Raw genomic sequence first — 25,035 nt, forward strand, 5'->3', positions numbered from 1 at the left:
GGTTCAGGCAGACAGATTTCTTAAAGTACCTACGTCATATCCCTGAACGGATCTTTTTCTGTTATGTTCAGGTTGTGAGCATAATTCTCCGGCGAGAAATTAAAATGAATGGAAATTTGCAAAGTTCGCATGTAAAAAACGAAACTACGTACAATATTCCGCTGCTTATTAATGAAAATGTGATCTCCAGCGGAATTTCATTAATCTCGTTGTGGCACACCTTCGCCGATGAGCATTATCGGGTAATCTGGCCGCGCGACAAGAGAAAGCCGCTGATCGCCAACTCCTGGGTCGCGGTCTATACCGTGCAGGGCTGCGGGAAAATTCTGCTAAAAGATGGCGAGCAGATCACCCTTAACGGCAACTGCATCATCTTTTTAAAACCGACCGATATTCTGTCCTATCATTGCGACGGTTTGCTGTGGGAACAATACTGGATGGAATTTACGCCAACCAGTATCATGGATATTCCCGTTCGCCAACAATGCGTTATTTATCAGGGCGAGGTTTATAATAATGAGCTTGCTCAGGTATCGCAGTTAATAACGTCAGCAGAGCCCATAAAAAATAATCTCGCCGTCGCTTTTCTTACCAAAATCATTTATCAATGGATTTGTCTTATTTATGCCGAAGGGAAAAAAGACCCTCAGCGTCGGCAAATTGAAAAATTAATCGCCACCCTGCACGCCAGCCTGCAGCGCCGCTGGAGCGTCGCGGACATGGCGGCGACCATTCCCTGTAGCGAAGCCTGGCTGCGACGCCTTTTTTTGCGCTATACCGGCAAAACGCCGAAAGAATATGTGCTGGATGCCCGCCTGGAGCTGGCGTTATCGCTGTTAAAACAGGAGGGGAATTCCGTCGGTCAGGTAGCGGACAGACTCAATTTCTTTGACCTGTTTCATTTCAGTAAAGCGTTTAAGCAGAAGTTTGGCTATGCGCCGTCGGCGGTGCTGAAGCATGCGAACCGGCACCCGCAGGATGCCGGTCAACAGGGTTAGCGCAGTTCCGGCCAGAACTCTTTATTGGCTTCGATCAGGTCATCAAGAATCGCTTTAGCCACGGTCGAACCTGGCACGGTTTTCGACAGCGTGATCGCCTGCCATAGGCGCTGATAAGAGCGATGTTGCCAGGCATCCACGACCAGCTTTTCAACGGCTACCTGCTGGCTCATAAGGCCTTTTTGAAACTGCGGGATTTCCCCCACGGTCAGCGGCTCCGGTCCGTTATGGCCCACCAGACACGGGATCTCCACCATCGCATCATCATCAAAATTATTAATAGCCCCGTTATTCGGCACAATCAGCAGCATTCTCTCCTGAGTGTTAAAAGCAATGGCTACCGCCAGATCGACTATATAAGAAGCATGTTCGTCAATTTCCAGCTCGCCGGCAGAAGAATTTCCCGCGTCTATAATGGCCTGACAGGCTCCAAATACCTGTTTTTCACGATGATCCATGACCTCATTGGCACGGGTATATTCCGGATTTGAATGCTGTACGACATAATCGGGCAGCAAATAGTATTTCAAATAGGTATTCGGCAGGGTTTCAGGATCAAGCAGGCAGACATCCTTCATTTTTACAAAAGTATCGTTCCAGCTTGCTTCTGTGGGCGGAACATCAAGCAGCGGAACATAACCGTATTTTTTCGTATGTTCACGTAACAGCGGCATAAGATCGTTGCCCTGTAAATCTTCAATCGATGTCCACCAGCCAAAGTGATTCAACCCATAATAACGCGTCCGCAACTGCTTACGGCTTTGTAAGCCAGCAATCTGCGCAAACCGGCTTTCAATGCCAATGGGCATATCGCATATATTGAGGATTCTGGCCTTCGGACGCAGACGTCGCGTCGCCTCCGCCACGATGGCCGCCGGGTTCGAATAGTTAAGCATCCAGGCGGCCGGTGAATATTTTTCCATGTAATCCACCAGTTCCAGCACGCCGCCAATGGAACGCATGCCATAGGCGATCCCGCCCGGCCCGCAGGTTTCCTGACCCAGAACGCCATGACGCAGGGGGATTTTTTCGTCTTTCTCCCGCATAGGGTATTTGCCTACGCGGATGTGCGCCATCACGAAATCAACATCGGTAAATGCGGTTTCGGGATCGGTGCTGTAACTAAATTCAATCTCTGGCGCCTGCTCTTTGAGGATGATTTTGCAGGCTTCGGCAATTATTTCCTGGCGAGCGCCGTCATTGTCATAGAATTTCAGCGTGCGTAGCGGGAAACGCTCCTGATTAGCCAGCAACATTAATACGATGCCCGGAGTAAAAGTACTGCCGCCGCCCGCAATAACCACCGAGAATTTTTTCATGATACTGCCTCCGTCCTGAGGATCTGTTCGTTTGAGAAAGGGGTTTTCATTAGCGTTTCCATCTGCTCGCGCACCATCGGAACATTAAGTCCGACAATGACCTGGATCGCATTGCCATGACGAACAACGCCGTACGCGCCATACGTTTTGAAGACGTCATCATGTTGAGTTAACGCCATATCCCGGAGCGTGATACGCAAACGGGTGGCGCAGTTATTGATATTTTCGATATTGGCAGCGCCGCCCAAAGCCGTCAGAAAACCTATTGCCTGCTCGTGGGGCACTTTTGATGCCGCAGTCTGCGCAGCCTTATAATCGGCTTTGCTATAGAGCCGAACTTCACTCTCTTCACGACCCGGCGTCTTAAGATTGAAACGCAGGATAAGCGCACGAAAGATCACGAAGTAGAGCACGGTAAAGACCAGCCCAATCCCCATCTGGGTGAATATCATTCCGGCATGGTTATGGAACATTGGGATCCAGTCCTGCGGCAACATTGTATCGATCAACCCACCTCCCATATTGCCCACCACGCCGCAGAGGTACATGGTTGTCGCCATTGTGGCGGCAAGGAGGGCATGAATCGCGAACAACGCGGGAGAGATAAACAGGAAGGTGAACTCCAGAGGCTCCGTCACACCCACAAGTACGGCGGTTAACGTCGCTGGTATGAGCAACCCGGCGATTTTTTTCCGGTTCTCCACTGCTGCGGTGTAATAGAGAGCAAGCGCAATTCCGGGAGCGCCAAAGATTTTTGAATTACCAAACAGGCCAAATCCGCCTTCCGGGAAAAGAGTTTTGAGTGGCGTGGTAGTCTGGCTGTATTCAAGCAAATGGTTCGCCCAGTGGATCTGAATTCCACCTTCCACTGCGGCCGGACCAAACATAAAAGGACCGTAGACAAAATGATGCAGCCCCGTTGGAATCAGGATGCGCTCAAGGAAAGTGTAGACCCATACGCCGAACGCCCCGGCAGTGCGTAAAAAATCCTGCAATGAACCAATTCCTGCCTGCACTTTCGGCCAGCACAGTAATGTTAACCACGCACAGGGTAACATCACCCAAAAAGCTACAATGACGACAAAGGACGTACCCTGAAAGATGCCGATAATGGCAGGTAAGGGTTTATCAAAAAAATGATTATGGATAGCCGTAACAATACCGGAGATAACAATAGCGCCTATAATACTAGTATCTAATGTTTTTATCCCCGCGATCGTTGTCAATCCGCTTCCGGTTGTGGGAGCCAAAGAAAAATCGACGGCAAAAAAATCCCCCCATAGCGTTCCCATAATGTTAATGAAATAATTCCATGCCAGAAAACTGACCAGTACAGCTAAACAAGCCCTGGCGTGGCCATTATTGGCAAGTCCAATAGGTAATCCAATCGCAAATATTAAAGCCATGTTGCGAAAAACAGCCCAACCGCCGTCCTCAATCACTTTAACGATTTGAGCAAAAAGCGAGTCCGGAGAGGTCAACGCTTCCCCAACAAAAAGAGGGTTCTGTAATAGAATGCATATTCCCACAACAATGCCAGCAAAAGGAAATAACAATACAGGGGTGAACATCGCGCCACCAAAGCGCTGTATTTTACTCAGCATTTTTAATCCTTATATGTTACATTTACAATGAATATAACTTAACGATTTTTCATACTTCACCAATAAGATAAAACAGAAAGGATTCGTCATTGCCTTTGCAATAAAAACATTTGTGACCAGCATCATGATTTTATTTTATGTAAGCTGTATATTTTTTTAGTGGTTTCTATACAGCCTGGTAATTCCTGTTTTATCGAAAAGAAAAAACACATTTAGTTTCAATTGGTTAATTGGATGTATATCGATATTTTATGTAGCGAAAGAGGTCTAATGATGATCTATAAAAATATTGCAAATACACTAAGAGTTCGCATAGGCACCGCTGAATATGAAGTGGGTAGCGCTCTCCCTGGCGAAAACCGATTAGCCTCAGAATTTGGTGTCAGCAGAATGACCGTGCGCAAAGCTATCGATTTACTGGTCGGGTGGGGATTGGTTTTCAGAAAAAATGGGAGTGGAACATATATCATCCATAAAAATGTATATGCGGGAACAGATAGTATTCCTGGATTTTTTGATGCGATGAAAGTCTTTCACGGAAAAATCACCAGCGACGTCCTTGCCTTTAAAATCCAACCGGCAACTGAAGTGATAGCGGCGCAATTACATCTTGCAAATAATGAACAGGTTTACTACTCAAGGCGACTTCGCTTTGTTAATAGCACACCATTAATGTTAGAAGATAGCTATATGCCTGTTCGTTTTTTTAAGAACTTAACGGTGACGCACCTCGAAGGTTCAAAATTCAAGTATATTGAAAAAGAGTGCCATATTTCCATCGGTGGTACTTATGAATGCCTGACTCCTGTACTGGTAGAAAGCGGTATTGCCAGTCTTCTTAACATCAAAGAGAGCACGCCGATATTATGTATTACATCGTTAACCTATAGCCGGGAAAATGAGTTTATCAATTACTCTATCATGTATCGAAATACCAGCGAATATCGTGAAGATCGTTATCTATAAATAACGCGCATTAATATCAGGAATAAAAAAGATGATCTATAAATCAGTGGCGGAACGACTGCGAATTCGACTTAACTCTTCTGATTACCATATTGGCAACCCGTTGCCGGGTGAAAAAAAGCTTGCCGAAGAGTTTGCGGTTTCACGAATGACCATCCGTAAAGCTATCGACATGTTAGTAGACCTGGGGCTGGTGCAGCGCCGCCACGGCAGCGGAAACTACGTTGTCCGCAAAGATATTTATCATGAGACCGCCCATCTGAACGGGCTGACGGAAATACTGCAACGGCAAGAGAAAAGTGTAAAAAGCCAGGTTCTGGCCTTTGAGGTGATGCCAGCGCCGCCGGCGATTGCCAGCCAGTTACGTATTCAGATTAACGAACGTATTTACTTCTCCCGCCGCATACGCCATATAGAGGAGAAACCGCTGATGCTGGAAGACAGCTACATGCCGGTAAAACTGTTCCGCAATCTTTCAGTTGCCCATCTGGAGGGAGGAAAATTCGCTTACATCGAGAAAACGTGCGGCATTATCATCAGCGGCGGCTACGAAAATCTGACGCCGGTGCTTGCTGATAAACAGCTTGCCGCACTAATGAATGTGCCTGAACAGACACCGCTGTTACGGATTACATCACTTTTGTACAGCGATAGCGGTGATTTTTTGAATTATTCGGTGATGTTCAGAAATGCCAGCGAGAGCCCGGTGGACTACCATTTGCGTCGTGTCCATCCGGGCCGTGAACTTACCCCAGTCCCCAGAAAATCACCGCCAGCAGCTGCGGGGTGATAATGCGCAGGAACATCACCAGCGGATAAACGGTCGCATAGGACAGCGCCGCCGCGCCGCTGGTGGCGTGCAGGTTGTTGGCAAACGCCAGCGCGGGCGGATCGGTCATAGAACCGGCCAGCATTCCGCACAGCGTCAGGTAGTTCATTTTGGCGAAGATACGCGCCAGCAGGCCAACGGTAATCAGCGGAATTGCGGTGATAAATATTCCGTAGCCAATCCAGCTTAAGCCTTCTCCCTGGGTCAGGGTATCGATAAAGTCACCGCCCGACTTCAGCCCGACCACCGCCAGAAAAAGCACAATCCCCAGCTCGCGCAGCGCCAGGTTAGCGCTCGGCGGCATAAACCAGTACAGCTTACCGATGCTGCCGATACGCCCGAGGATCAGCGCCATAATCAGCGGACCACCCGCCAGCCCCAGCTTTAACGCCACCGGGAATCCGGGAACGAAAAGCGGAATGGAGCCGAGCATAACGCCCAGCCCGATACCGATAAACACCGGCAGCATCTGCACCTGTTGCAGCTTCTGCTGGGCGTTGCCCACCACGCTGGCGACGGCGTCAATGGAGGCCGGTCGCCCCACCAGGTTGAGAATGTCGCCAAACTGCAGGCTGGCGTCGCTACTGGCGACCAGTTCGACACCGGCGCGGTTGAGCCTGGAGATCACCACGTCATAGCGCTCTTTAAAGTGCAGATCGCGGATGCGCTTACCCAGCACTTTTTCATTGGTGACCACCACGCGCTCAACGCGAAGATCGGTGCCACGGGTGGAAAGGGAGGTATCCACTTCCTGACCAATGACCAGCTGAGCGTTATGCAGATCGCCGGGCTGCCCGACCAGGTGCAACAGATCGCCGAGCTGAATAACGGTGGTGGGCGACGGCACCATCAGCGTCTCTTCACGCTTCAGGCGCGAGCAGATAATTTTGTCGCTGTTCAGGAGCGGTACGTCCTGAATCGCCATATTGTTGAGGTTAGGGTTTTCAACGCGGATATTGATGGTTTTGATCAGCGAGTGCCCGTTGGTGAGGGTCGACTCATGCTGCTGAGCCTCCGCCTCCACATTCACGCGGAAGATCATGCGCATCAGCCACATAGTCAGCAGAATGCCGCAAATGCCGAACGGATAGGCCATCGCGTAGCTCATCCCCATTTGATCCACCACGTCCATTGGCGTGCCCAGATCGCGCAGGATTTGTTGCCCCGCCCCCAGCGCCGGAGTATTGGTCACCGCCCCGGAGAAAATCCCCAGCACCACCGGCAGCGGAATGGCGAAAATTTTATGCAGAATCGCGGTGACCAGGCCGCCCATGATAACAATCAGAATCGCAAACAGATTGAGGCGCAGGCCGGAAACGCGCAGCGAAGCAAAGAAGCCAGGTCCCACCTGAATACCGATGGTGTAAACGAACAGAATCAGGCCAAACTCCTGGATGAAGTGCAGCATATCGCCGCTCAGCGTCACCCCGGCCTGGTCGACAAAATGACCGACGATAATGCCGCCAAACAGCACGCCGCCAATGCCAAAGCCGATCCCCCGCACTTTGATATTGCCGATCCATAATCCAACAACCGCCACCACCGCCAGAACGCTGACCGTCAATGCTATATCACTCATCTTTTATTCCCTGTGAATAACATTATTGAGTAAATGGATTCTCGCAGAGTACAACCGCAATGTATGGGTGGTAAAGCACAAAAAAGCCCCGTCATTTCTGGCGGGGCAAGGGTAAGGAGCTATGTTTTAGCTATTCAGTGCGGGGCGCTCGCTGATGGCGATACGCTGGGGGGCAATGGCTTCTGGCTCGTTGCGGGTTAAATCGATATGCAGCAGCCCGTTAACGAAGGTGGCGCCGGACACTTCCATATTTTCAGCAAGAGTAAAACTCAGGCTGAACGGCTGGCTGATCAGCCCCTGATGTAACCATTTAGTCTCTTTTTCAGGCTGTACGGGCGTGCCCTTCACGGTCAGCCGTGTGCCTTCCAGTTGAATATCCAGATCTTCCTGACGGAAACCGGCCAGCGCAAGGGTAATGCGATAGTGGTTATCGTCACTTTTTTCGATGTTATAGGGCGGGAAGCTCTGGCTTTCACCGGCGTTTTGCAGCGTGCTGGCCAGTTTGTCGAAACCGATCCATTGACGCAGCAGCGGGGATAAATCGTAGTTACGCATAATAATCTCCTTCTGAGAAGCGAGTTAATACACCTGTGCTCCCTGACGGCGAGCAGGATTTAACAGGCCGCGCAGCGCGGCCCGCGGAATTAGTTGATTTCGATGCGGCGCGGTTTGTTCGCTTCCGGAATCACGCGCTCAAGTTCGATATACAGCAGGCCATTCACCAGATTCGCGCCACGAACATGAATGTTCTCGGCTAACTGGAACTTACGCTCAAAGTTGCGTTCCGCGATGCCCTGGTAAAGGTAAGTACGTTCTTTTTGCTCATCCGCATGGGCGCCTTTCACCACCAGCAGATTATCCTGGGCGGTGATCTCCAGTTCGCTTTCAGCAAACCCGGCCACGGCAATCGCAATGCGGTAATGGTTTTCGTCTACCAGCTCGACGTTATACGGAGGATAGCCGCCATTGCTCTGGCTCTGGTTGTTTTCAAGCAGGTTGAACAGGCGGTCGAAACCAATAGCAGAACGGTACAGCGGGGATAAATCAAAGTTACGCATAATCAATAGCTCCTGAAATCAGCGAGAATGTGTGACCTTCCATTGTGGACAGGTCGGGTAGTCAGAACCCCCATCAGGCGGGCCCTTCAGTTGTCTACACAATCAAAATGGGTCCGTTCACGAACTTTTCAAGCGCATCCGGCGGACTTTTTTTTGCAGTTTGGTGTCTATTGCATAGACTGAAGGTAAGGCACGTAATGTTAAAGTGCGACAGCCGCCACAGAGCGACGTGATGAGTCTGATTTTCTGGCAAGGGATCGCTATAACTCATCATGCAAACACCGATACGCCACAGATGAATAAATTATGATAAGAAATGTGTTATTAACGCTGATGTTGTGCAGTGGGATGGTTTTGCTGAATGGTTGCTCCAGCGTAATGTCACATACCGGCGGGAAAGAGGGAACGTATCCGGGCACCCGCGCCAGCGCCGCGATGATAGGTGACGATGAGACAAACTGGGGCACAAAATCGCTGGCCATTCTGGATATGCCGTTTACGGCGGTCATGGATACCCTTCTTCTGCCGTGGGATCTGTTCCGCAAAGACAGTTCAGTGAGATCGCGGGTAGAGAAAAGCGAGGAGGGAGCACAGGCGGTTAACGCCGTGATCCCACCGGCAAAAATGTCCGCCCCCTGACTACCGTCCGGTTTCTGTCAGCCAAAGCTGTCGGTAACCGTCCACCTCTTCCATCCACGCGATAAACCGGCCATCCGGTGAAAACACCACGGCGTCCGCCGAGGGCGGATGACCATGCTGCGGCGTCAGAAAGGTTATCGCGCCGCTTTGCGCATCGCAGCAGGCGATGCGGTTATCCAGCACAAACCCCAGCCATTTCCCCGACGGATGCCAGTTGAATGCTGACTGAATCCCTGCGGTATGATGCGTCAGCTGCCGCGGTTCTCCGCCCTGTGCGGATATAAGCCAGAGCTGCACGATACCCTTCTCATCGCGCATCAAAAACGCAATCTCATCCCCCGCTGGATGAGCGCGCACCCAGTGGCGCGGTACGTTCACCAGCCCCGGAAAACGGCGCGAGTGGGTGAACGTCAGACGACGTTGCCGCACTCCGCGCGGCGGCGCGGGCAGAGTGGCGTCCGTCCCTTCCAGCGGCGCGTCGCCGGGCGTTTTCCAGCCAGCCTCATCATGAGGCAGATCGACAATAAACAGCTCCGGCACCTTTTCGCCCGTAACCGAAAGCGTGTCGCCAATAAACGCCAGCGCATGATTCCCCACCCAACCTTCTTCATAAGCCCGATTGATCTCATCGCTGCCCGGCTGCGGCGAAGGCGTGGTCTGGCTGACCAGCACGCACCAGTAGCTTCCGCTGTATTCCCGGGGATGCTGCGCCGCGACGGTTACCGGGCCATAAGGCGTCGCGACGCCAACGTTGCGTAAATCCAGCGCCGGATCGCGCTCATGAAGGAGATGATCGTTATAGGTAAAGCTGACGCATTTACCGTCCGGGCTATAGACATGCACGTGGCTGCCGCCGCGCAGCGCGCCGGGAGTCAGGGGCGCGGTAATATCCATCGCGTCGAGGTTAGTGATGCCTCCCCGTTCAGCAACCACCCCGCGACGGTGATGAAAATCGTATTGCCAGTGCGCATCCGGATTTTCAGGCCCATGAATAAAGACATATTTCTCTGTCTGGGGATGAACGGTCACTACGCCGACGTGCGCCCCACGGGTGGCGCGGTAAATCACCTCTGTCTCCCCCGTATGAACGTTTACGCGCTCAATGGTGTCACCGGTAAACGACGCGCCGGAAGGGCGAACGTCAAACACCAGCCAGCGGCTGTCCGGTGTCCAGCTATTGATATTGGTCAGTTGATGATTACGCCGGGTAAAGGTGATCTGCTTCATGCGGTAGTCCGTTTCATGACATTTTCGCTCATCATACTTCACAAGGACTTCACTTTCAGGCGCTAGCCTGACGCCATCTTAATTTTTACGGACAGAAAGATGGAACATTTCGACGTAGCGATTATCGGTCTCGGCCCGGCTGGCGCCGCGCTGGCGCGTAAATTAAGCGGTAAAATGCAGGTGATTGCGCTGGATAAAAAGCGACAGTGCGGAAACGAAGGCTTCACCAAGCCCTGCGGCGGTCTGCTGGCGCCGGACGCGCAGCGGGCATTTATTCGCGACGGGCTCACGCTGCCCGTCGATGTCATCGCCAACCCGCAAATCTTCAGCGTTAAAACAATAGACGTTGAAGCTTCGCTGGAACGTAACTACCAGCGCAGCTATATCAATATAAACCGTCACGCCTTCGATTTATGGCTGAAATCGCTGATTCCTGACGATGTGCGGGTTTATCACGACAGCCTGTGTCGTAAAATCTGGCGGGAAGAGGATAAATGGCACATTATTTTTCGCGCCGATGGCCAGGAGCAGAAAGTCACCACCCGCTATCTGGTCGGCGCCGACGGCGCAAATTCGCTGGTGCGTCGCTATCTCTACCCACAGCATCAGATTCGCAAATATGTCGCCATCCAGCAGTGGTTTGCCGAAAGCCATCCGGTGCCGTTTTATTCCTGCATTTTCGATAATGCGATAACGGACTGTTATTCGTGGAGCATCAGCAAGGACGGCTATTTTATTTTCGGCGGCGCATATCCAATGAAAGACGGCCAGGCGCGATTCGAGGCGCTAAAAGCGAAGATGGAAGCCTTTCAGTTCCGCTTCGGTAACCCGCTGAAAAGCGAGAAATGCACGGTGCTATTTCCCTCACGCTGGAAAGATTTTGTCTGCGGTAAAGATAACGCATTCCTGATTGGCGAGGCGGCCGGATTTATCAGCGCCAGCTCACTGGAGGGAATAAGCTACGCGCTGGACAGCGCAGACAGGCTTAACGCCGTGCTGACGCGTCATGCGGCCGACAAAAATAGCGCTTACCGAAAGGTCACCCGTCAACTGCGCATTAAGCTGTATGGCAAGATCCTTAAGAGCCGGATATTAACCTCGGCGCTGACCCGAAAGCGGGTTATGCAAAGCGGCGTGGCGCATATTCCTCTGGCGCAGGATGAACAGCCCGCCGTTCAGACTGACGGGCTGATAAGCGATGGTTACCCTACGCGTTTAACATCCCCCACCAGCAGGATATAAGAGAGCGCGCCAATCAGGGCAACCGCCGAGATATAGACCAGCGCCGGACCAAAGCCGTAGTCCTGCGCCAGGTAGCCAATCACCAGCGGTACGGTGATCCCGCCCAGACCGCCGACAAAGTTAAACACGCCGCCGGTCAGGCCAATCAAACGCATCGGCGCCAGGGAAGAAACCAGCGACCAGGTGATAGAGGCGAAACCGTTGCCGAAAAAGGCCAGCGCCATCAACGTCATAATCCATACCGGCTCGTTGGTGTAATTGGCGCCCATGATGCAGGTGGAGATCAACAGACCGCAGATGATCGGGGTCTTTCGCGCCACGCCAAGGGAGAAGCCTTTTTTCACCAGCTTATCGGCCAGCCAGCCGGAGAGCAGTACGCCGAAGAAGGCGGCAAGGAAAGGCACCGTCGTCATAAAACCGGCTTTCAGCGCGGTAATGCCCTTTTCCTGGGTCAGATAGTTCGGGAACCAGGTCAGGAAGAACCACAGCGTGGAGGTAACGGCAAACTGCCCCAGATACACGCCTACCAGCTTACGGTGAAACACCAGCTTCCAGTCGGCTTTGCTCAGCGGCTGTCGCGCCTCTTTTTTCACCGGCGCATCGCCATCCACCAGCCCCCCGCCGTCACGAATGTAGTCCAGCTCCGCTTTACTGATGCTTTTGGTCAGGCGTGGCGGCTGGTAAACCTTAAACCAGATCAGCGACCAGATAATGCCGATGCCGCCGGTGACGATAAACACCCAGTGCCAGCTCAGCAGCTCCTGGATCCAGATCAGTAGCGGGGTGAGGAACGCCAGGCCGACAAACTGCCTGGAGGTGTAAAAGCCGACTGCCGAGGCGCGCTCGTGCTCCGGGAACCAGCTGGTCACCATCCGGTTATTGGTCGGAAAGGCCGGGGCTTCGAAAATCCCGGTAATCGCCCGCAGGCCGATCAGCGACAGCAACCCGCTGGCGAAGCCCTGCAATAGCGTCGCCACCGACCAGCCGAAAATAGCGATAAAGTAGGTCAGGCGCGAGCCGACGCGGTCAAGAAACCAGCCGCCGGGGATCTGGCACAGCGTATACAGCCAGGCGAAGGCGGAAAAGACGTAGCCCATTTCCGCTTTGGTAATGCCAAATTCCTCCTGAATATGCGCGGAGGCCACGGCCAGGTTGGCGCGGTCAACGTAACAAATAACTACGGTAATAAAGATCATAATCAGCGTCACGTAGCGGCGACGCCCGGTTTTTGCAGCAGTAACTGGAATATCCATCGCAATCTGTCTCCAGATTTTGGGCATAGCGAAGCCGCTCACCATGCCCTGTAATTTACAGAGGGTGTATTGGTTTTTTTTAATTAAAAACGTAAACGAAATGCGCTAAATAATTCGTGCTTGGGAAAGGCGGCAAGTTTTCGCATCCCCGGGAGCATACAAAAGTATGTGACCGGGGTAAGAAAACGCAGCCAACGCATCACCAGCGCGAAGTATGACGCGCATTTACCACTCGGCTACAGAACCGTCCTCATGACGCCAAAGTGGGTTACGCCAGTCCGGCGCATTTTTACTCAGCGCAATCACTTTGGCTTCGTCAATTTCCACGCCCAGACCCGGTTTGGTTAACGGTTTAAAGAAGCCGCCGTCCATGCTGAAATCTTCTTTATTGTTCACAAAGTCGAGCAGTTCCGCGCCCTGGTTATAGTGAATCCCCATGCTCTGCTCCTGGAATACCGCGTTGCGCGATACAAAGTCGACATGCAGGCAGGCGGCCAGCGCGATGGGGCCCAGCGGACAGTGCGGCGCCAGCGCCACATCGTATGCTTCCGCCATCCCGGCAATTTTGTAGCATTCGGTAATGCCGCCGGCGTGGGAGAGATCCGGCTGCAAAATGGCGATGCCGCCCGCTTCCAGCACGCGTTTGAACTCGAAGCGCGAGAACATACGCTCCCCCGCGGCGATGGGAATGTGGGTCTGTTCGGCCAGCTTCGGATAATACTCCGCCTGTTCGGCGAGCACCGGTTCTTCAATAAACAGCGGGCGATACGGCTCCAGCTCTTTAATCAGCACCTTCGCCATCGGCGCGCTGACGCGGCCGTGGAAATCGAGGCCAAATTCGATTTCGCTGCCGAAAGCTTCGCGGATCTGCGCCACGGTATTGACGGCGCGGTCAACGGCGCGCGAGTTATCGATAACGCCCATCTCCTCGCAGCCGTTAAGCTTGAAGGTGTCAAAGCCAATGCCGCGCAGCTTGTTAATACCATCAATCACCTCTGCCGGGCGGTCGCCGCCGACCCAGCTGTAGGCTTTAATTTTATCGCGCACCAGGCCGCCCATCAGCTGCCAGACCGGCGCGTTCAGCACCTTGCCTTTGATATCCCATAACGCCTGATCGATACCGGCAATGGCGCTCATCATGATGGGGCCGCCACGATAAAAACCGGCCCGGTACATCACCTGCCACAGATCGTTAATCCGTGACGGGTCCTGCCCAATCAGATAATCGCCAAACTCATGCACCGCCGCCTCCACGGTGCGGGCGCGCCCTTCGATCACCGGTTCGCCCCAGCCCACCACGCCTTCGTCGGTTTCGATTTTCAGGAACATCCAACGCGGAGGTAAACGGTACGTGGTGATTTTGGTTATTTTCATTTCACTGCCTCTCGATACGCTTTCACAAATGCCGCCGCCTGCTGCGCGGTACGTTCCACCGGCTGACCGGCGCGATAGAGATCGCTGCCCAGCCCGGCCCCTACGCAGCCTGCGTTAAGCCATTGCGCCAGGTTTTCCGGCGTAACGCCGCCCACGGCAAATACCGGCACATCCGGCGGGAGCACCGCTTTTAGCGCTTTGATGTAGTCCGGGCCAAAGGCCGATGACGGGAAAATTTTTAACGCCTGCGCACCGGCATCCAGCGCGGTGAAGGCTTCGCTGGCGGTCGCGCATCCCGGACAAACGGTCATGCCGTAGCCCACCGCGCGCCGAATCACCTCAGGCTGAATATTCGGCGTAACCACCAGCCTGCACCCCATTTGCACAAGCTTGTCGACCTGTTCGGGCCTGAGTACCGTTCCGGCGCCAATCAGCGCCCGCTTGCCATACGCGTCAACGACGGCGGGGATACTTTTTTCCCATTGTGGCGAGTTAAGCGGAATTTCGACCGCATCAAAGCCTGCGTCGATGACGGCGCCAACGTGCGCAAGAGCCTCATCGGGAGTAATGCCGCGCAAAATTGCGATCAGCGGGAGGTTAGTTTGCCACTGCATGTGCGATGCTCCTTATACCAGCCTGGAATGCCGTATCGCCGGCCACCGTCGCCACCTCGCGCCCGGCGGCGCGAAACGCCTGCTGATAGCGCGCGGTCAGCGATGAGCCCGCGACGAGAGTAATAGCCCGCTCGTTCGCGACAAAATCGCGCATACTGGCGACTTCCGCACCAATCAGCAGGCCGGATAAAAATTCGCTGACCTGCTCGCGCGGCAGACTTCCCAGCACGTGCGAGGCGCGAACTTCAAAAAGTTTCGCCAGCAGGTCAGGCGAGGCGAGTCCGCGCTCAAGCCCGGCGTTAAACGCCCCGGCAGACGTTTCCTGCTCCGGTAAACCTGCGCCCACCAGCGAATGACGCAGCAGGAGATGGTGTAGTTCGCCGGTCATAACGGTGCGGAAATCGTGAATCTGTTCGGCATCGGCCAGCACCCATTTACAGTGGGTTCCCGGCATGACATAGACAGAAGAAGGAGAGAGTGTGCGGGCACCCAGCAGTTGCGTTTCTTCGCCACGCATGACGTTGTGGTTATCCTCGCGTGAAACGCTCAGGCCGGGAATGATCCAGATATTGTCGCTAACGGCGGTTAACTGCTCGCCAATAGCGGAAAAATGGACGGGAACCGGCAAATAGGGAGCGATTTTCCAGCCCACGTTGCTGCCGATCATTCCCGCCATCACCACCGGAGTGGCGCTGTCGCGCCAGCTGTGCGTGACTTCAGCTAACACCGCCTGGGGAGATTTCCCGTTCAGGCGCGTGACGCCTGCTTCTGATTGTCTGCTGTCGAGACATTTTTCGCCCTGGTAAAGCCAAGCGCGCAGATTGGTCGATCCCCAGTCAATGGCGATGTAGCGAGCTGTCATGTAATTTCCTTGAGCCTTCGTGTTGAGCTGGCGATCATGGTTAAGGCCGCCTGCTCTGCCGCATCGCTATCCTGATGCCGTATCGCATCGAATAGCGCCTTATGTTCCTGGAGCGTCATCGGCATGTTGGCCTCGTCCCCCATCCAGGTTCGTTCAAAAACGGCCCGCTGTAGCGAGCTGATCGCCACGCTGAGCTGCTGTAAAACCGGGTTATGCACCGACTGTAAAACCGCCTCGTGATAGCGAATGTCCGCTTCGTTAAAGGCGTCCCGGTTCTGGTTGTTGGCGATCATGTCGTTGAGCGCCGATTCGATTTCCGCCAGATCGCTCGAGGTGGCCCGCTCTGCCGCCCAGCGCGCAATAGCCGGCTCCACCAGGTTACGCACTTCGCTCATTGCGCCAATCAGCCGCGGGTCATAGTCATTTTCCAGCACCCATTGCAATACGTCGGTATCGAGGTAATTCCACTGGTTTCGTGGCGCGATAAATGCGCCGCGATAGCGCTTCATTTCGATAAGTCGCTTCGCCATCAAGGAACGGAACACTTCGCGAATGATGTTGCGTGAGGTTGCAAACTCCTCACACAGTTCCGCTTCCGCCGGAAGCGCCGAACCCGGCACGTACTTGCCGATAACAATCTGTTTGCCCAGCGTGATAACGATGCGATCGGTTTTGTTGAGAGTCATGGAGAGTCCTTATGCTCTGAATGTACTGCTCTACTTTACCGTTACCGCTGCAATACGCCTCACTTTTGTAGTACTAACGTGATGCTGTTCATCATCGCCATGCGCTCAATGTAGTACAATCATACTGTGTTGTACTACAATTTAGATCACAAAAACGACAATTCGTAATAAAATTGTTATGAAGGATGGGCAACAGCAAGCATAAAAAAACCCGCTACGGGAGCGGGTTCGCATGGCAGGTTAATGACTTACAGGCCTGATAAGGTAACGCCATCAGGCAAAAGCAGGGGTTAATTCAGCACAAACTTCTCAATGGCATACGCCACGCCGTCTTCAAGGTTGGACCTGGTGACGAAGTCAGCAACCTCTTTCACTGAAGGTATGGCGTTGTCCATCGCCACGCCCGTTCCGGCGTACTCGATCATCGCGATATCGTTCTCCTGATCGCCAATCGCCATAATTTCTTCCGCTTTGATCCCCAGCGCATCGGCCAGAGATTTCACGCCTGTGCCTTTATTGACCCGCTTGTCAAGAATTTCGAGGAAGTACGGCGCGCTTTTCAGCACGGTGTACTTCTCTTTCACCTCTGCGGGGATGCGGGATATGGCTTTATCGAGGATCGCAGGTTCATCAATCATCATCACTTTCAGGAACTGAGTCGCCGGGTCCATCTTCTCCGCTTCACAGAACACCAGCGGAATCGTCGCCACATACGACTCATGTACGGTGTAGTAACTGATATCACGGTTGGCGGTATACAGCGTATTGCGATCCAGCGCGTGGAAGTGCGAACCGACCTCGCGGGAGAGTTGTTCCAGATAGCGATAGTCGTCATAGCTCAACGCCGTTTGCGCAACGGTACTGCCGTCGCCCGCCTTCTGCACCAGCGCGCCGTTGTAGGTAATGCAGTAGTCGCCAGGCTGTTCCATGTGCAGCTCTTTCAGGTAGTTATGCACTCCGGCGTAGGGACGACCGGTGGTCAGCACCACGTTGACCCCTTTTTCACGGGCGGCGGCAATGGCGTTTTTAACCGCCGGTGAAATGGTATGATCGGGCAGCAAAAGGGTGCCATCCATATCGATAGCAATGAGTTTGATAGCCATGAATTCCCCGCATTAAATGAGCACTGCCTCATGCTAACGCGATTCCGCTCAAAAAACAGCTATCAAAAGGGGGATGGAAAGGGGAAGCCGGATTCCTTTTTTGCGGGCAAAGAAAAGCCCGGTGGCGCAAGCGCTTACCGGGCCAACAACGCGGGGCGTTACGTTAAATATCGATGTTCGCCGCTTTCAGGGCGTTTTCTTCGATAAACGCACGACGCGGTTCCACGGCGTCGCCCATCAGCGTGGTGAACAGCTGGTCGGCGGCAATCGCATCTTTCACGGTAACGCGCAGCATACGACGGCTTTCCGGGTCCATCGTGGTTTCCCATAGCTGTTCCGGGTTCATCTCGCCCAGACCTTTATAACGCTGGATAGCGAGGCCGCGACGGGACTCCTTCACCAGCCAGTCCAGCGCCTGCTCGAAGCTGGCGACCGGCTGACGACGCTCGCCGCGTTCAATAAACGCATCTTCTTCAATCAGGCCGCGCAGCTTCTCGCCCAGCGTGCAGATACGACGGTATTCCGCGCCGGTGACAAACTCATGATCCAGCGGGTAGTCGGTATCCACGCCGTGGGTACGCACGCGAACGATCGGCTCGTACAGATTCTGTTCCGCATTGTGCTGAATATCGAATTTCCACATGCTGCCGTGCCGCTCTTTCTCGTTCAGCTCGGTGATCAGCGCGTTCACCCAACGGGTCACTTTCTGCTCGTCAGCGAGATCGGCTTCCACCAGCGTCGGTTGATAAACCAGCTCTTTCAGCAGCGCTTTCGGGAAACGACGCTCCATACGGCCAATCATTTTCTGCGCCGCGTTGTACTCAGAAACCAGCTTCTCTAACGCTTCGCCAGACAGCGCCGGGGCGCTGGCGTTGGTATGCAGGGTCGCACCGTCCAGCGCGATGGAGATCTGGTACTGGTCCATAGCTTCATCGTCTTTAATGTACTGTTCCTGCTTGCCTTTCTTCACTTTGTACAGCGGCGGCTGGGCAATGTAGACGTGCCCGCGCTCGACGATTTCCGGCATCTGACGGTAGAAGAAGGTCAACAGCAGCGTACGGATGTGCGAGCCGTCGACGTCCGCATCGGTCATGATGATGATGCTGTGATAGCGCAGTTTGTCCGGGTTGTACTCGTCACGGCCAATGCCGCAGCCCAGCGCGGTGATCAGCGTCGCCACTTCCTGAGAAGAGAGCATCTTGTCGAAGCGCGCTTTCTCGACGTTGAGGATTTTCCCCTTCAGCGGCAGAATCGCCTGATTCTTGCGGTTACGCCCCTGCTTCGCAGAGCCGCCCGCGGAGTCCCCTTCCACAAGGTACAGTTCGGACAGCGCCGGATCGCGTTCCTGACAGTCCGCCAGCTTGCCCGGCAGACCGGCTAAGTCCAGCGCGCCTTTACGACGGGTCATTTCACGGGCGCGACGCGCCGCTTCACGGGCGCGCGCCGCGTCGATAATCTTGCCGACTACAATTTTCGCGTCGGACGGGTTCTCCAGCAGGTATTCGCTCAGCAGTTCGTTCATCTGCTGTTCCACCGCCGATTTCACCTCAGACGACACCAGCTTGTCTTTGGTCTGGGAGGAGAATTTCGGATCCGGCACCTTCACGGACACCACCGCGATCAGCCCTTCGCGGGCATCGTCGCCGGTGGCGCTGACTTTGGCTTTTTTGCTGTAGCCTTCTTTATCCATGTAGGCATTCAGAGTACGGGTCATCGCCGCACGGAAGCCTGCCAGGTGCGTACCGCCGTCACGCTGCGGAATGTTGTTGGTAAAGCAGTAGATGTTTTCCTGGAAACCATCGTTCCACTGCAATGCCACTTCCACGCCGATACCGTCTTTTTCCGTGGAGAAGTAGAAGATGTTCGGGTGGATCGGCGTTTTGTTCTTGTTCAGATACTCAACGAACGCCTTGATGCCGCCTTCGTAGTGGAAATGATCCTCTTTACCGTCGCGCTTGTCTTTAAGACGGATAGAGACGCCGGAGTTAAGGAAGGACAGCTCGCGCAGACGCTTCGCCAGGATCTCATATTCAAATTCAGTGACGTTGGTGAAGGTTTCCAGGCTCGGCCAGAAACGCACCATCGTACCGGTCTTGTCGGTGTCGCCGGTTACGGCCAGCGGCGCCTGCGGCACGCCATGCACGTAGATCTGACGGTGAATTTTGTTATCGCGCTGGATAACCAGTTCCAGTTTCTGCGACAGGGCGTTTACTACGGAAACGCCAACGCCGTGCAGACCGCCGGACACTTTATAAGAGTTATCGTCGAATTTACCGCCCGCGTGCAGAACGGTCATGATCACTTCCGCCGCCGACACCCCCTCTTCCGGGTGAATACCGGTCGGGATGCCGCGTCCGTCATCCTGTACGGAAACGGAGTTATCGGCGTGAATGGTGACGATAATATCTTTACAGTGACCCGCGAGCGCTTCGTCGATAGCGTTATCTACCACCTCAAATACCATGTGGTGCAGACCGGTGCCGTCATCCGTGTCGCCGATATACATACCCGGGCGCTTACGCACCGCATCGAGTCCTTTCAGGACTTTGATACTGGAGGAGTCATAGGAATTCGACATCAACGTTTCTCGCTCATTTCAACTTGGGTTAATCCGTTATTTTACCCTTTTCTACGTTAAACATCTTCGAATTTTCATCCGACATGTCCAGAACGTGTTCAGCGCTGATTGCGCTGACGAAGACCTGCGATTGCGTCGCTTTTAAGCGGCTGGCCAGCAGCCCGCGGCGCGCATCATCAAGTTCAGAGGCAAAATCATCTATCAGGTAGAGACACCGCCGCCCGCTTTCACGGGTGAGGTACTCGCCTTGCGCCAGACGTAAGGCGCACATCAGCAGCTTAAGCTGCCCGCGCGACAGGGTATCTTCCACCGGCGCGCCATCGGCGCGAATGCGAAAGTCCGCCTTATGCGGACCGTGCGCGGTGTAGGTCAACATGCGGTCGCGTTCAAAGCTGCGCTCCAGCACTTCGGCATAGTCAGTCTCTTTCTCCCAGCCGCGCTGAAAGGAGAAGGAGAGCGTGAACTCAGGAAGAAACTGCTGGCAGGTGTCCGCCATATCCTGTGCGATACCGGCGCTGTACGCCGCGCGCCATGCGCTGATCTGTTCCGCCAGCGGGATAAGCTCTTTATCCCACGGACGCAGTTGTTCGTAGCGGCTCACCTGGCGCAGCGCCGCGTTGCGCTGTTTCAGCAGCCGTTTCAGGTTGCTCCAGGCGGTGAAGAATCCGGCTTCGTTGTGAAAGCATCCCCAGTCAAGGAACGCTCTTCTGTATTTGGGGCCGCCGTTGAGTAAAGTAAACCCCTCCGGCGTAATCAATTGCATCGGCATCAGGTGCGCCAGTTCCGCGACCTTATGGCCGTCGGTGCCGTCAATGCGCACTTTGCTGTCGCCCTGTTTATCTTTGCTCAGGCCGATCGAGGTTTCCCGCTCATCACCCTGTAATCGACCATGCAGGACAAACGACTCCTGGTCGTGACGAATCACGCGACCAGGCTGCAAACTGCGAAACGCCCGGCCGTGGCCGAGCGTATAGATGGCTTCCAGCACGCTGGTTTTGCCGCTACCGTTGGCGCCGACCAGGAAGTTAAAGCCGGGAGATAAAGCGAGATCCGCGTTTTCGATATTGCGGAAGTCTTTGATAAGAAGGCGCGTTAGTGACATATCAGAGATTCTTCAGGCCAGGGCGTAATCGGCGCAGCCAGTTTCAACGCGGACTGCGCGCAGACCCTGGAGCGTACACGAAGTACGTGACAGGGGCGAGCACAGCCCAGGTTGAAAATGGCAAGTAAGATAGCCCGATATTTTCCACTACAAGCGCATGGGCATAACAACGTATGCTGCGCTTTGGCTCGCCGCATCTTCTATCTGCACGCTCGACACAGAGTCGGTCAGCATAATGCGCACCGTTTCGCACTTCAGCGCATTCAACACATCCAGCACGTAGCTGACGTTAAAGCCGATCTCCATTTCCGTGCCCGGATAGGTCACATCCAGAATTTCTTCCGCTTCTTCCTGTTCCGGGTTATTAGCGGTAATTTTGAGCTGATTTTCGCTCACATACAGACGCACGCCGCGGAACTTCTCGTTGGACAGGATCGCCGCGCGGGCAAACGCCTGCTTGAGAATGTCGCATCCCGCTTCCAGATGTTTATCCGGGTTCTTCGGCAGTACGCGACGATAGTCCGGGAAGCGACCATCCACCAGCTTGGAGGTAAAGATAAAGTCGCCCACGTGCGCGCGGATGTTGTTGCTGCCAATCTGCACGTGCAGCGGGTTGTCGCCGCCGTCGAGCATACGCATCAGTTCAATAACGCCTTTACGCGGCACGATCACCGAATGACTGGGCAGCGACTGGCCAACGGGCATAGAGCAGACCGCCAGACGGTGACCGTCGGTCGCCACGGTGCGCAGCTCTTCGCCTTCGGTCTCAAACAGCATGCCGTTTAAATAGTAACGCACGTCCTGATGCGCCATCGAGAACTGCGTGGCTTCAATCAGGCGCTTCATCGTGGCCTGCGGCAGCGTGAATTCGACCTCGCTCTGCCAGTCATCCAGATTCGGGAAGTCGGCGGCAGGCAGGGTGGACAGCGAGAAACGGCTGCGTCCGGAACGCACCAGCATACGATCGCCTTCCAGCTGGACGGCGATTTCAGCGCCTTCCGGCAGGCCGCGGCAGATATCGAAGAATTTGCGCGCCGGCACGGTGGTCGCACCAGGCTCATGCGCCTGAATCAACGCAACGCGCGCCACCATCTCCATTTCCAGATCGGTGCCGGTAAGGGAAAGCGTACCGTCAGCGACCTGCAACAGCAGGTTACCGAGAATCGGCAGCGTAGGACGACCACCCAGCGGGCCGCTGACCTGCTGAAGCGGTTTTAATAAGTGTTCACGTTCAACGGTAAATTTCATAGCGTCACGAAGATAATGTTCTGATTAAATTGGAGAAATCTTCTTTAATATCATGGCTTTCTTCACGCAGCTGCTCAATCTTACGGCAGGCATGAAGCACGGTGGTGTGGTCGCGCCCACCAAACGCGTCGCCGATTTCCGGCAGACTGTGGTTGGTGAGCTCTTTCGCCAGCGCCATCGCCATCTGACGCGGACGCGCTACCGAGCGGGAACGCCGCTTGGAAAGCAGATCCGCAATCTTAATTTTGTAATACTCCGCCACCGTCTTCTGAATATTGTCGATAGTGACCAGTTTTTCCTGCAACGCCAGCAGATCGCGCAGCGCTTCGCGCACGAAGTCGATGGTAATCGCCCGACCGGTAAAGTTAGCGTTGGCAATGACGCGGTTCAGCGCCCCTTCCAGCTCGCGCACGTTAGAGCGCAGCCGCTTGGCAATAAAGAACGCCACCTCGCCCGGCAGACGAATGTCGTTCTCGTCAGCCTTTTTCATCAGGATCGCCACGCGGGTTTCCAGCTCTGGCGGTTCGATCGCTACCGTCAGCCCCCAGCCGAAGCGGGATTTCAGACGATCCTCGACACCATTGATCTCTTTAGGATAACGATCCGAGGTCAAAATGATCTGCTGATTGCCTTCAAGCAGGGCGTTAAAGGTGTGGAAAAACTCTTCCTGGGATCGCTCTTTGTTGGCAAAGAACTGGATGTCATCGATCAGCAGCGCGTCAACGGAGCGGTAATAGCGTTTAAACTCTTCGATAGCGTTGTTTTGCAGGGCTTTTACCATATCCTGCACAAAGCGTTCGGAGTGCATATAGACCACTTTCGCGTTGGGCTTGCGGGCCATAATGCCGTTGCCTACCGCGTGCAGCAGGTGAGTTTTACCCAGGCCGGTGCCGCCATACAGGAATAAAGGGTTGTAAGCGCCGCCGGGGTTGTCCGCCACCTGACGCGCCGCCGCGCGCGCCAGCTGGTTAGATTTACCTTCGACAAAGTTATCAAAGGTGTGTTTGACGTTGACGTTTGAGCGATAGGTCGGTTCCGCCGGCGCCGGAACGTTGTCCCAGCCAGGACGGGACGCCGTGGGTTCCGGACGCTGCGGCTGCGCCTGAGTCACCTGAGCGGGCGCGGCGAAATTGTTGTTCACCGGCGTTTTCAGGGTTTGAGTCACGGGCTTCGTCCCGACCTCAAAACGCAGCTGCGGGGCGTCCGCTCCGCAGAAGTTATTCAGCAGCCCATTGATATTATTGAGATACTTGTCTCTTACCCAATCGAGCACAAAACGGTTTGGCGCATACAAAGCCAGCGTGTTATCGCTCAGTTCCGCCTGCAACGGGCGTATCCACATACTGAACTCTGTGGCTGGTAACTCATCCTGCAATCGGGCAAGACACTGCTGCCAAAGCGAAAGTGACACGGCGGACTCCACTCGAACAAAAGTCGATAATGACAAGGCTGAAACATTCATGATTGTTGACGCACATCGACAAGACCCTGTGCAAAGGGTGACGTGCGAATTGCTATCTGCAATTTTCCCCGATCAGGATCTTTGAAACGATCGGGACCGCGGATCATAGCGTAAACTGAGAAAGAGATCTTCTGTTTCTCACAGATTCTTCCCGATTTATCCACAGGTCGTCACATGACCGGGTAAGTGTAAACGATCCTGGCGAAGATCAGCACGATTTCGCGCGCATATCGGAAAAATTAATGAGAAACGTTGCGTTGCGCCTTAAAACGATCTCATAAAGATCCGGCGCGATCCTTGCGCTTTGGCCGGTTGTCCGTATAATTCTCCACCCGTCGCGCGATGCCCGTAACATGGCGTCAGCACTGGCTGTTTTTCGCACGAAAAGGTGCGGAAAAAGGCAGGGATTTAAGGAAAGAGAATTGACTCCGGAGTGTACAATTATTACAATCCGGCCTCTTTAATCACCCACGACTTGGGCGTCCGTCATTTGAAATTCGTTCGGGCTCTCGTAAATGTCATGAATTTATTCAAGTTTAGGTAGAAATCGCCATGAAACGCACTTTTCAACCGTCTGTACTGAAGCGCAACCGTTCTCACGGCTTCCGTGCTCGTATGGCTACTAAAAATGGTCGTCAGGTTCTGGCACGTCGTCGTGCTAAAGGCCGCGCTCGTCTGACCGTTTCCAAGTAATAAAGCTAACCCCTGAGTGGTTAAGCTCGCATTTCCCAGGGAGTTACGTTTGTTAACTCCCAGTCATTTCACATTCGTCTTCCAGCAGCCACAACGGGCTGGCACGCCGCAAATCACCATCCTCGGCCGCCTGAATTCGCTGGGGCATCCCCGTATCGGTCTTACCGTCGCCAAGAAACACGTTCGACGCGCTCATGAACGCAACCGGATTAAACGTCTGACGCGTGAAAGCTTTCGTCTGCGTCAGCACGAACTCCCCGCAATGGACTTCGTGGTGGTGGCGAAAAAGGGGGTTGCCGACCTCGATAACCGTGCTCTTTCGGAAGCGTTGGAAAAATTATGGCGCCGCCATTGTCGCCTGGCTCGCGGGTCCTGATAGCCCTTATTCGGGTCTATCAGCGCCTGATCAGTCCGCTGCTTGGGCCGCACTGTCGTTTCACACCAACCTGCTCAAGCTACGGAATTGAGGCATTGCGCAGGTTTGGAGTGATAAAAGGCAGTTGGTTGACGGTGAAACGCGTATTAAAATGCCACCCTTTACACCCTGGTGGTGACGATCCCGTCCCGCCCGGACCATTTGATACCAGAGAACACTAACG

Annotated in this window: 24 protein-coding genes and 1 other annotated feature; of the genes, 8 read left to right on the plus strand and 16 right to left on the minus strand. The window is 54.1% G+C overall.

What is annotated here, in order from left to right; translation table 11 throughout:
* Window positions 1-104: 104 nt before the first annotated feature.
* Complete coding sequence (locus K7R23_RS06190) at window positions 105-998, plus strand: helix-turn-helix transcriptional regulator (protein ID WP_024132993.1); 894 nt, start codon at window positions 105-107, stop codon at window positions 996-998.
* On the opposite strand, the gene K7R23_RS06195 is transcribed toward K7R23_RS06190, so the two are convergent.
* Together K7R23_RS06195 and K7R23_RS06200 are read right to left on the minus strand one after the other, a co-directional pair.
* Window positions 995-2,317, minus strand: coding sequence for a 6-phospho-alpha-glucosidase (locus K7R23_RS06195; protein WP_012908015.1), 1,323 nt, complete (start codon window positions 2,315-2,317; stop codon window positions 995-997). The genes K7R23_RS06190 and K7R23_RS06195 overlap by 4 nt on opposite strands.
* Window positions 2,314-3,921 (minus strand): alpha-glucoside-specific PTS transporter subunit IIBC, encoded by a 1,608-nt coding sequence (locus tag K7R23_RS06200; protein WP_012908014.1) that lies wholly within the window; start codon window positions 3,919-3,921, stop codon window positions 2,314-2,316. Before K7R23_RS06200 ends, K7R23_RS06195 begins: the two co-directional genes overlap by 4 nt.
* Before the next feature lie 273 nt (window positions 3,922-4,194).
* On the opposite strand from K7R23_RS06200, the gene K7R23_RS06205 reads away from it, so the two are divergent.
* Both K7R23_RS06205 and K7R23_RS06210 read left to right on the plus strand, forming a co-directional pair.
* Window positions 4,195-4,887, plus strand: a complete 693-nt coding sequence (locus K7R23_RS06205; protein ID WP_012908013.1) for a GntR family transcriptional regulator — start codon at window positions 4,195-4,197, stop codon at window positions 4,885-4,887.
* 31 nt (window positions 4,888-4,918) lie between these two features.
* Complete coding sequence (locus K7R23_RS06210) at window positions 4,919-5,677, plus strand: GntR family transcriptional regulator (RefSeq protein ID WP_012908012.1); 759 nt, start codon at window positions 4,919-4,921, stop codon at window positions 5,675-5,677.
* Here K7R23_RS06210 and K7R23_RS06215 read toward each other — a convergent pair.
* The 3 genes from K7R23_RS06215 to ibpA all read right to left on the minus strand — a co-directional run bounded on the left by K7R23_RS06215 (window position 5,634) and on the right by ibpA (window position 8,353).
* Window positions 5,634-7,295, minus strand: a complete 1,662-nt coding sequence (locus K7R23_RS06215; protein ID WP_012908011.1) for a putative transporter — start codon at window positions 7,293-7,295, stop codon at window positions 5,634-5,636. The two genes, K7R23_RS06210 and K7R23_RS06215, sit on opposite strands and share 44 nt — an antisense overlap.
* Before the next feature lie 126 nt (window positions 7,296-7,421).
* A complete protein-coding gene (ibpB, locus tag K7R23_RS06220) occupies window positions 7,422-7,850 on the minus strand; it encodes a small heat shock chaperone IbpB (protein WP_012908010.1) in 429 nt (142 codons plus the stop codon).
* 89 nt (window positions 7,851-7,939) lie between these two features.
* The gene (gene ibpA / locus K7R23_RS06225) at window positions 7,940-8,353 is read right to left on the minus strand and encodes a small heat shock chaperone IbpA (RefSeq protein WP_001532742.1); all 414 of its coding nucleotides are present in this window, start codon (window positions 8,351-8,353) and stop codon (window positions 7,940-7,942) included.
* Window positions 8,347-8,419, minus strand: a sequence feature (ROSE (Repression Of Heat Shock gene Expression) occurs in the 5'-region of heat shock genes and acts as an RNA thermometer to modulate expression.). It overlaps the preceding gene by 7 nt.
* A gap of 240 nt (window positions 8,420-8,659) precedes the next feature.
* On the opposite strand from ibpA, the gene K7R23_RS06230 reads away from it, so the two are divergent.
* Window positions 8,660-8,992, plus strand: coding sequence for a YceK/YidQ family lipoprotein (locus K7R23_RS06230; RefSeq protein WP_042623351.1), 333 nt, complete (start codon window positions 8,660-8,662; stop codon window positions 8,990-8,992).
* Here K7R23_RS06230 and K7R23_RS06235 read toward each other — a convergent pair whose 3' ends face one another.
* A complete protein-coding gene (locus K7R23_RS06235) occupies window positions 8,993-10,219 on the minus strand; it encodes a YidR family protein (protein ID WP_012908007.1) in 1,227 nt (408 codons plus the stop codon).
* A gap of 99 nt (window positions 10,220-10,318) precedes the next feature.
* Here K7R23_RS06235 and cbrA point away from each other — a divergent pair, with 99 nt between their 5' ends.
* The gene (gene cbrA, locus K7R23_RS06240; protein WP_012908006.1) at window positions 10,319-11,461 is read left to right on the plus strand and encodes a colicin M resistance lipid reductase CbrA; all 1,143 of its coding nucleotides are present in this window, start codon (window positions 10,319-10,321) and stop codon (window positions 11,459-11,461) included.
* Here the strand turns inward: cbrA and K7R23_RS06245 are convergent.
* The 10 genes from K7R23_RS06245 to dnaA all read right to left on the minus strand — a co-directional run bounded on the left by K7R23_RS06245 (window position 11,422) and on the right by dnaA (window position 23,692).
* Entirely contained in the window at window positions 11,422-12,759 is a 1,338-nt protein-coding gene (locus tag K7R23_RS06245) for an MFS transporter (protein ID WP_043013312.1), read from the minus strand. The two genes, cbrA and K7R23_RS06245, sit on opposite strands and share 40 nt — an antisense overlap.
* A 180-nt stretch (window positions 12,760-12,939) precedes the next feature.
* A complete protein-coding gene (dgoD, locus tag K7R23_RS06250; RefSeq protein WP_012908004.1) occupies window positions 12,940-14,088 on the minus strand; it encodes a galactonate dehydratase in 1,149 nt (382 codons plus the stop codon).
* Complete coding sequence (locus tag K7R23_RS06255) at window positions 14,085-14,702, minus strand: 2-dehydro-3-deoxy-6-phosphogalactonate aldolase (protein WP_012908003.1); 618 nt, start codon at window positions 14,700-14,702, stop codon at window positions 14,085-14,087. Before K7R23_RS06255 ends, dgoD begins: the two co-directional genes overlap by 4 nt.
* Window positions 14,686-15,564, minus strand: coding sequence for a 2-dehydro-3-deoxygalactonokinase (locus tag K7R23_RS06260; RefSeq protein WP_012908002.1), 879 nt, complete (start codon window positions 15,562-15,564; stop codon window positions 14,686-14,688). Before K7R23_RS06260 ends, K7R23_RS06255 begins: the two co-directional genes overlap by 17 nt.
* Complete coding sequence (gene dgoR / locus K7R23_RS06265) at window positions 15,561-16,250, minus strand: D-galactonate utilization transcriptional regulator DgoR (RefSeq protein WP_012908001.1); 690 nt, start codon at window positions 16,248-16,250, stop codon at window positions 15,561-15,563. The genes K7R23_RS06260 and dgoR overlap by 4 nt, the downstream gene beginning before the upstream one ends.
* A 290-nt stretch (window positions 16,251-16,540) precedes the next feature.
* Window positions 16,541-17,353 carry a sugar-phosphatase gene (yidA, locus tag K7R23_RS06270; protein ID WP_012908000.1) on the minus strand — a complete coding sequence of 271 codons (813 nt, stop codon included), beginning with the start codon at window positions 17,351-17,353 and terminating at the stop codon, window positions 16,541-16,543.
* Window positions 17,354-17,516: 163 nt separating this feature from the next.
* The gene (gene gyrB, locus K7R23_RS06275) at window positions 17,517-19,931 is read right to left on the minus strand and encodes a DNA topoisomerase (ATP-hydrolyzing) subunit B (protein ID WP_012907999.1); all 2,415 of its coding nucleotides are present in this window, start codon (window positions 19,929-19,931) and stop codon (window positions 17,517-17,519) included.
* 28 nt (window positions 19,932-19,959) lie between these two features.
* Entirely contained in the window at window positions 19,960-21,033 is a 1,074-nt protein-coding gene (gene recF / locus K7R23_RS06280; protein ID WP_012907998.1) for a DNA replication/repair protein RecF, read from the minus strand.
* A gap of 147 nt (window positions 21,034-21,180) precedes the next feature.
* Window positions 21,181-22,281 (minus strand): DNA polymerase III subunit beta, encoded by a 1,101-nt coding sequence (gene dnaN, locus K7R23_RS06285; protein ID WP_012907997.1) that lies wholly within the window; start codon window positions 22,279-22,281, stop codon window positions 21,181-21,183.
* Window positions 22,282-22,285: 4 nt separating this feature from the next.
* A complete protein-coding gene (gene dnaA / locus K7R23_RS06290; RefSeq protein WP_012907996.1) occupies window positions 22,286-23,692 on the minus strand; it encodes a chromosomal replication initiator protein DnaA in 1,407 nt (468 codons plus the stop codon).
* 603 nt (window positions 23,693-24,295) lie between these two features.
* Between dnaA and rpmH the strand changes: the two genes are divergently transcribed.
* The 3 genes from rpmH to yidD are packed head-to-tail and all read left to right on the plus strand — an operon-like array spanning window position 24,296 to window position 25,033.
* On the plus strand, window positions 24,296-24,436 hold the full coding sequence (gene rpmH / locus K7R23_RS06295) for a 50S ribosomal protein L34 (RefSeq protein ID WP_000831330.1): 141 nt from the start codon (window positions 24,296-24,298) through the stop codon (window positions 24,434-24,436).
* Between the two features lie 16 nt (window positions 24,437-24,452).
* Window positions 24,453-24,812: a ribonuclease P protein component gene (gene rnpA / locus K7R23_RS06300; RefSeq protein ID WP_012907995.1), complete on the plus strand. Its 360-nt coding sequence runs from the start codon at window positions 24,453-24,455 to the stop codon at window positions 24,810-24,812.
* Window positions 24,776-25,033: a membrane protein insertion efficiency factor YidD gene (gene yidD / locus K7R23_RS06305; protein ID WP_001307474.1), complete on the plus strand. Its 258-nt coding sequence runs from the start codon at window positions 24,776-24,778 to the stop codon at window positions 25,031-25,033. The genes rnpA and yidD overlap by 37 nt, the downstream gene beginning before the upstream one ends.
* The last annotated feature ends 2 nt before the right edge of the window (window positions 25,034-25,035 follow it).

Origin of the sequence: Citrobacter rodentium NBRC 105723 = DSM 16636 (assembly GCF_021278985.1) — a bacterium.
Classification (GTDB): Bacteria; Pseudomonadota; Gammaproteobacteria; order Enterobacterales; family Enterobacteriaceae; genus Citrobacter_A; species Citrobacter_A rodentium.

Coding starts and splice junctions, on each gene's coding strand:
- dgoD (WP_012908004.1), bottom strand. CDS start 14,088: ATGAAAATAACCAAAATCACCACGTACCGTTTACCTCCGCGTTGGATG.
- K7R23_RS06235 (WP_012908007.1), bottom strand. CDS start 10,219: ATGAAGCAGATCACCTTTACCCGGCGTAATCATCAACTGACCAATATC.
- K7R23_RS06230 (WP_042623351.1), top strand. CDS start 8,660: ATGATAAGAAATGTGTTATTAACGCTGATGTTGTGCAGTGGGATGGTT.
- K7R23_RS06190 (WP_024132993.1), top strand. CDS start 105: ATGAATGGAAATTTGCAAAGTTCGCATGTAAAAAACGAAACTACGTAC.
- yidD (WP_001307474.1), top strand. CDS start 24,776: ATGGCGCCGCCATTGTCGCCTGGCTCGCGGGTCCTGATAGCCCTTATT.
- ibpB (WP_012908010.1), bottom strand. CDS start 7,850: ATGCGTAACTACGATTTATCCCCGCTGCTGCGTCAATGGATCGGTTTC.
- K7R23_RS06205 (WP_012908013.1), top strand. CDS start 4,195: ATGATCTATAAAAATATTGCAAATACACTAAGAGTTCGCATAGGCACC.
- ibpA (WP_001532742.1), bottom strand. CDS start 8,353: ATGCGTAACTTTGATTTATCCCCGCTGTACCGTTCTGCTATTGGTTTC.
- K7R23_RS06260 (WP_012908002.1), bottom strand. CDS start 15,564: ATGACAGCTCGCTACATCGCCATTGACTGGGGATCGACCAATCTGCGC.
- K7R23_RS06245 (WP_043013312.1), bottom strand. CDS start 12,759: ATGGTGAGCGGCTTCGCTATGCCCAAAATCTGGAGACAGATTGCGATG.
- dgoR (WP_012908001.1), bottom strand. CDS start 16,250: ATGACTCTCAACAAAACCGATCGCATCGTTATCACGCTGGGCAAACAG.
- K7R23_RS06210 (WP_012908012.1), top strand. CDS start 4,919: ATGATCTATAAATCAGTGGCGGAACGACTGCGAATTCGACTTAACTCT.
- K7R23_RS06215 (WP_012908011.1), bottom strand. CDS start 7,295: ATGAGTGATATAGCATTGACGGTCAGCGTTCTGGCGGTGGTGGCGGTT.
- K7R23_RS06255 (WP_012908003.1), bottom strand. CDS start 14,702: ATGCAGTGGCAAACTAACCTCCCGCTGATCGCAATTTTGCGCGGCATT.
- rpmH (WP_000831330.1), top strand. CDS start 24,296: ATGAAACGCACTTTTCAACCGTCTGTACTGAAGCGCAACCGTTCTCAC.
- recF (WP_012907998.1), bottom strand. CDS start 21,033: ATGTCACTAACGCGCCTTCTTATCAAAGACTTCCGCAATATCGAAAAC.
- yidA (WP_012908000.1), bottom strand. CDS start 17,353: ATGGCTATCAAACTCATTGCTATCGATATGGATGGCACCCTTTTGCTG.
- cbrA (WP_012908006.1), top strand. CDS start 10,319: ATGGAACATTTCGACGTAGCGATTATCGGTCTCGGCCCGGCTGGCGCC.
- K7R23_RS06200 (WP_012908014.1), bottom strand. CDS start 3,921: ATGCTGAGTAAAATACAGCGCTTTGGTGGCGCGATGTTCACCCCTGTA.
- dnaN (WP_012907997.1), bottom strand. CDS start 22,281: ATGAAATTTACCGTTGAACGTGAACACTTATTAAAACCGCTTCAGCAG.
- gyrB (WP_012907999.1), bottom strand. CDS start 19,931: ATGTCGAATTCCTATGACTCCTCCAGTATCAAAGTCCTGAAAGGACTC.
- K7R23_RS06195 (WP_012908015.1), bottom strand. CDS start 2,317: ATGAAAAAATTCTCGGTGGTTATTGCGGGCGGCGGCAGTACTTTTACT.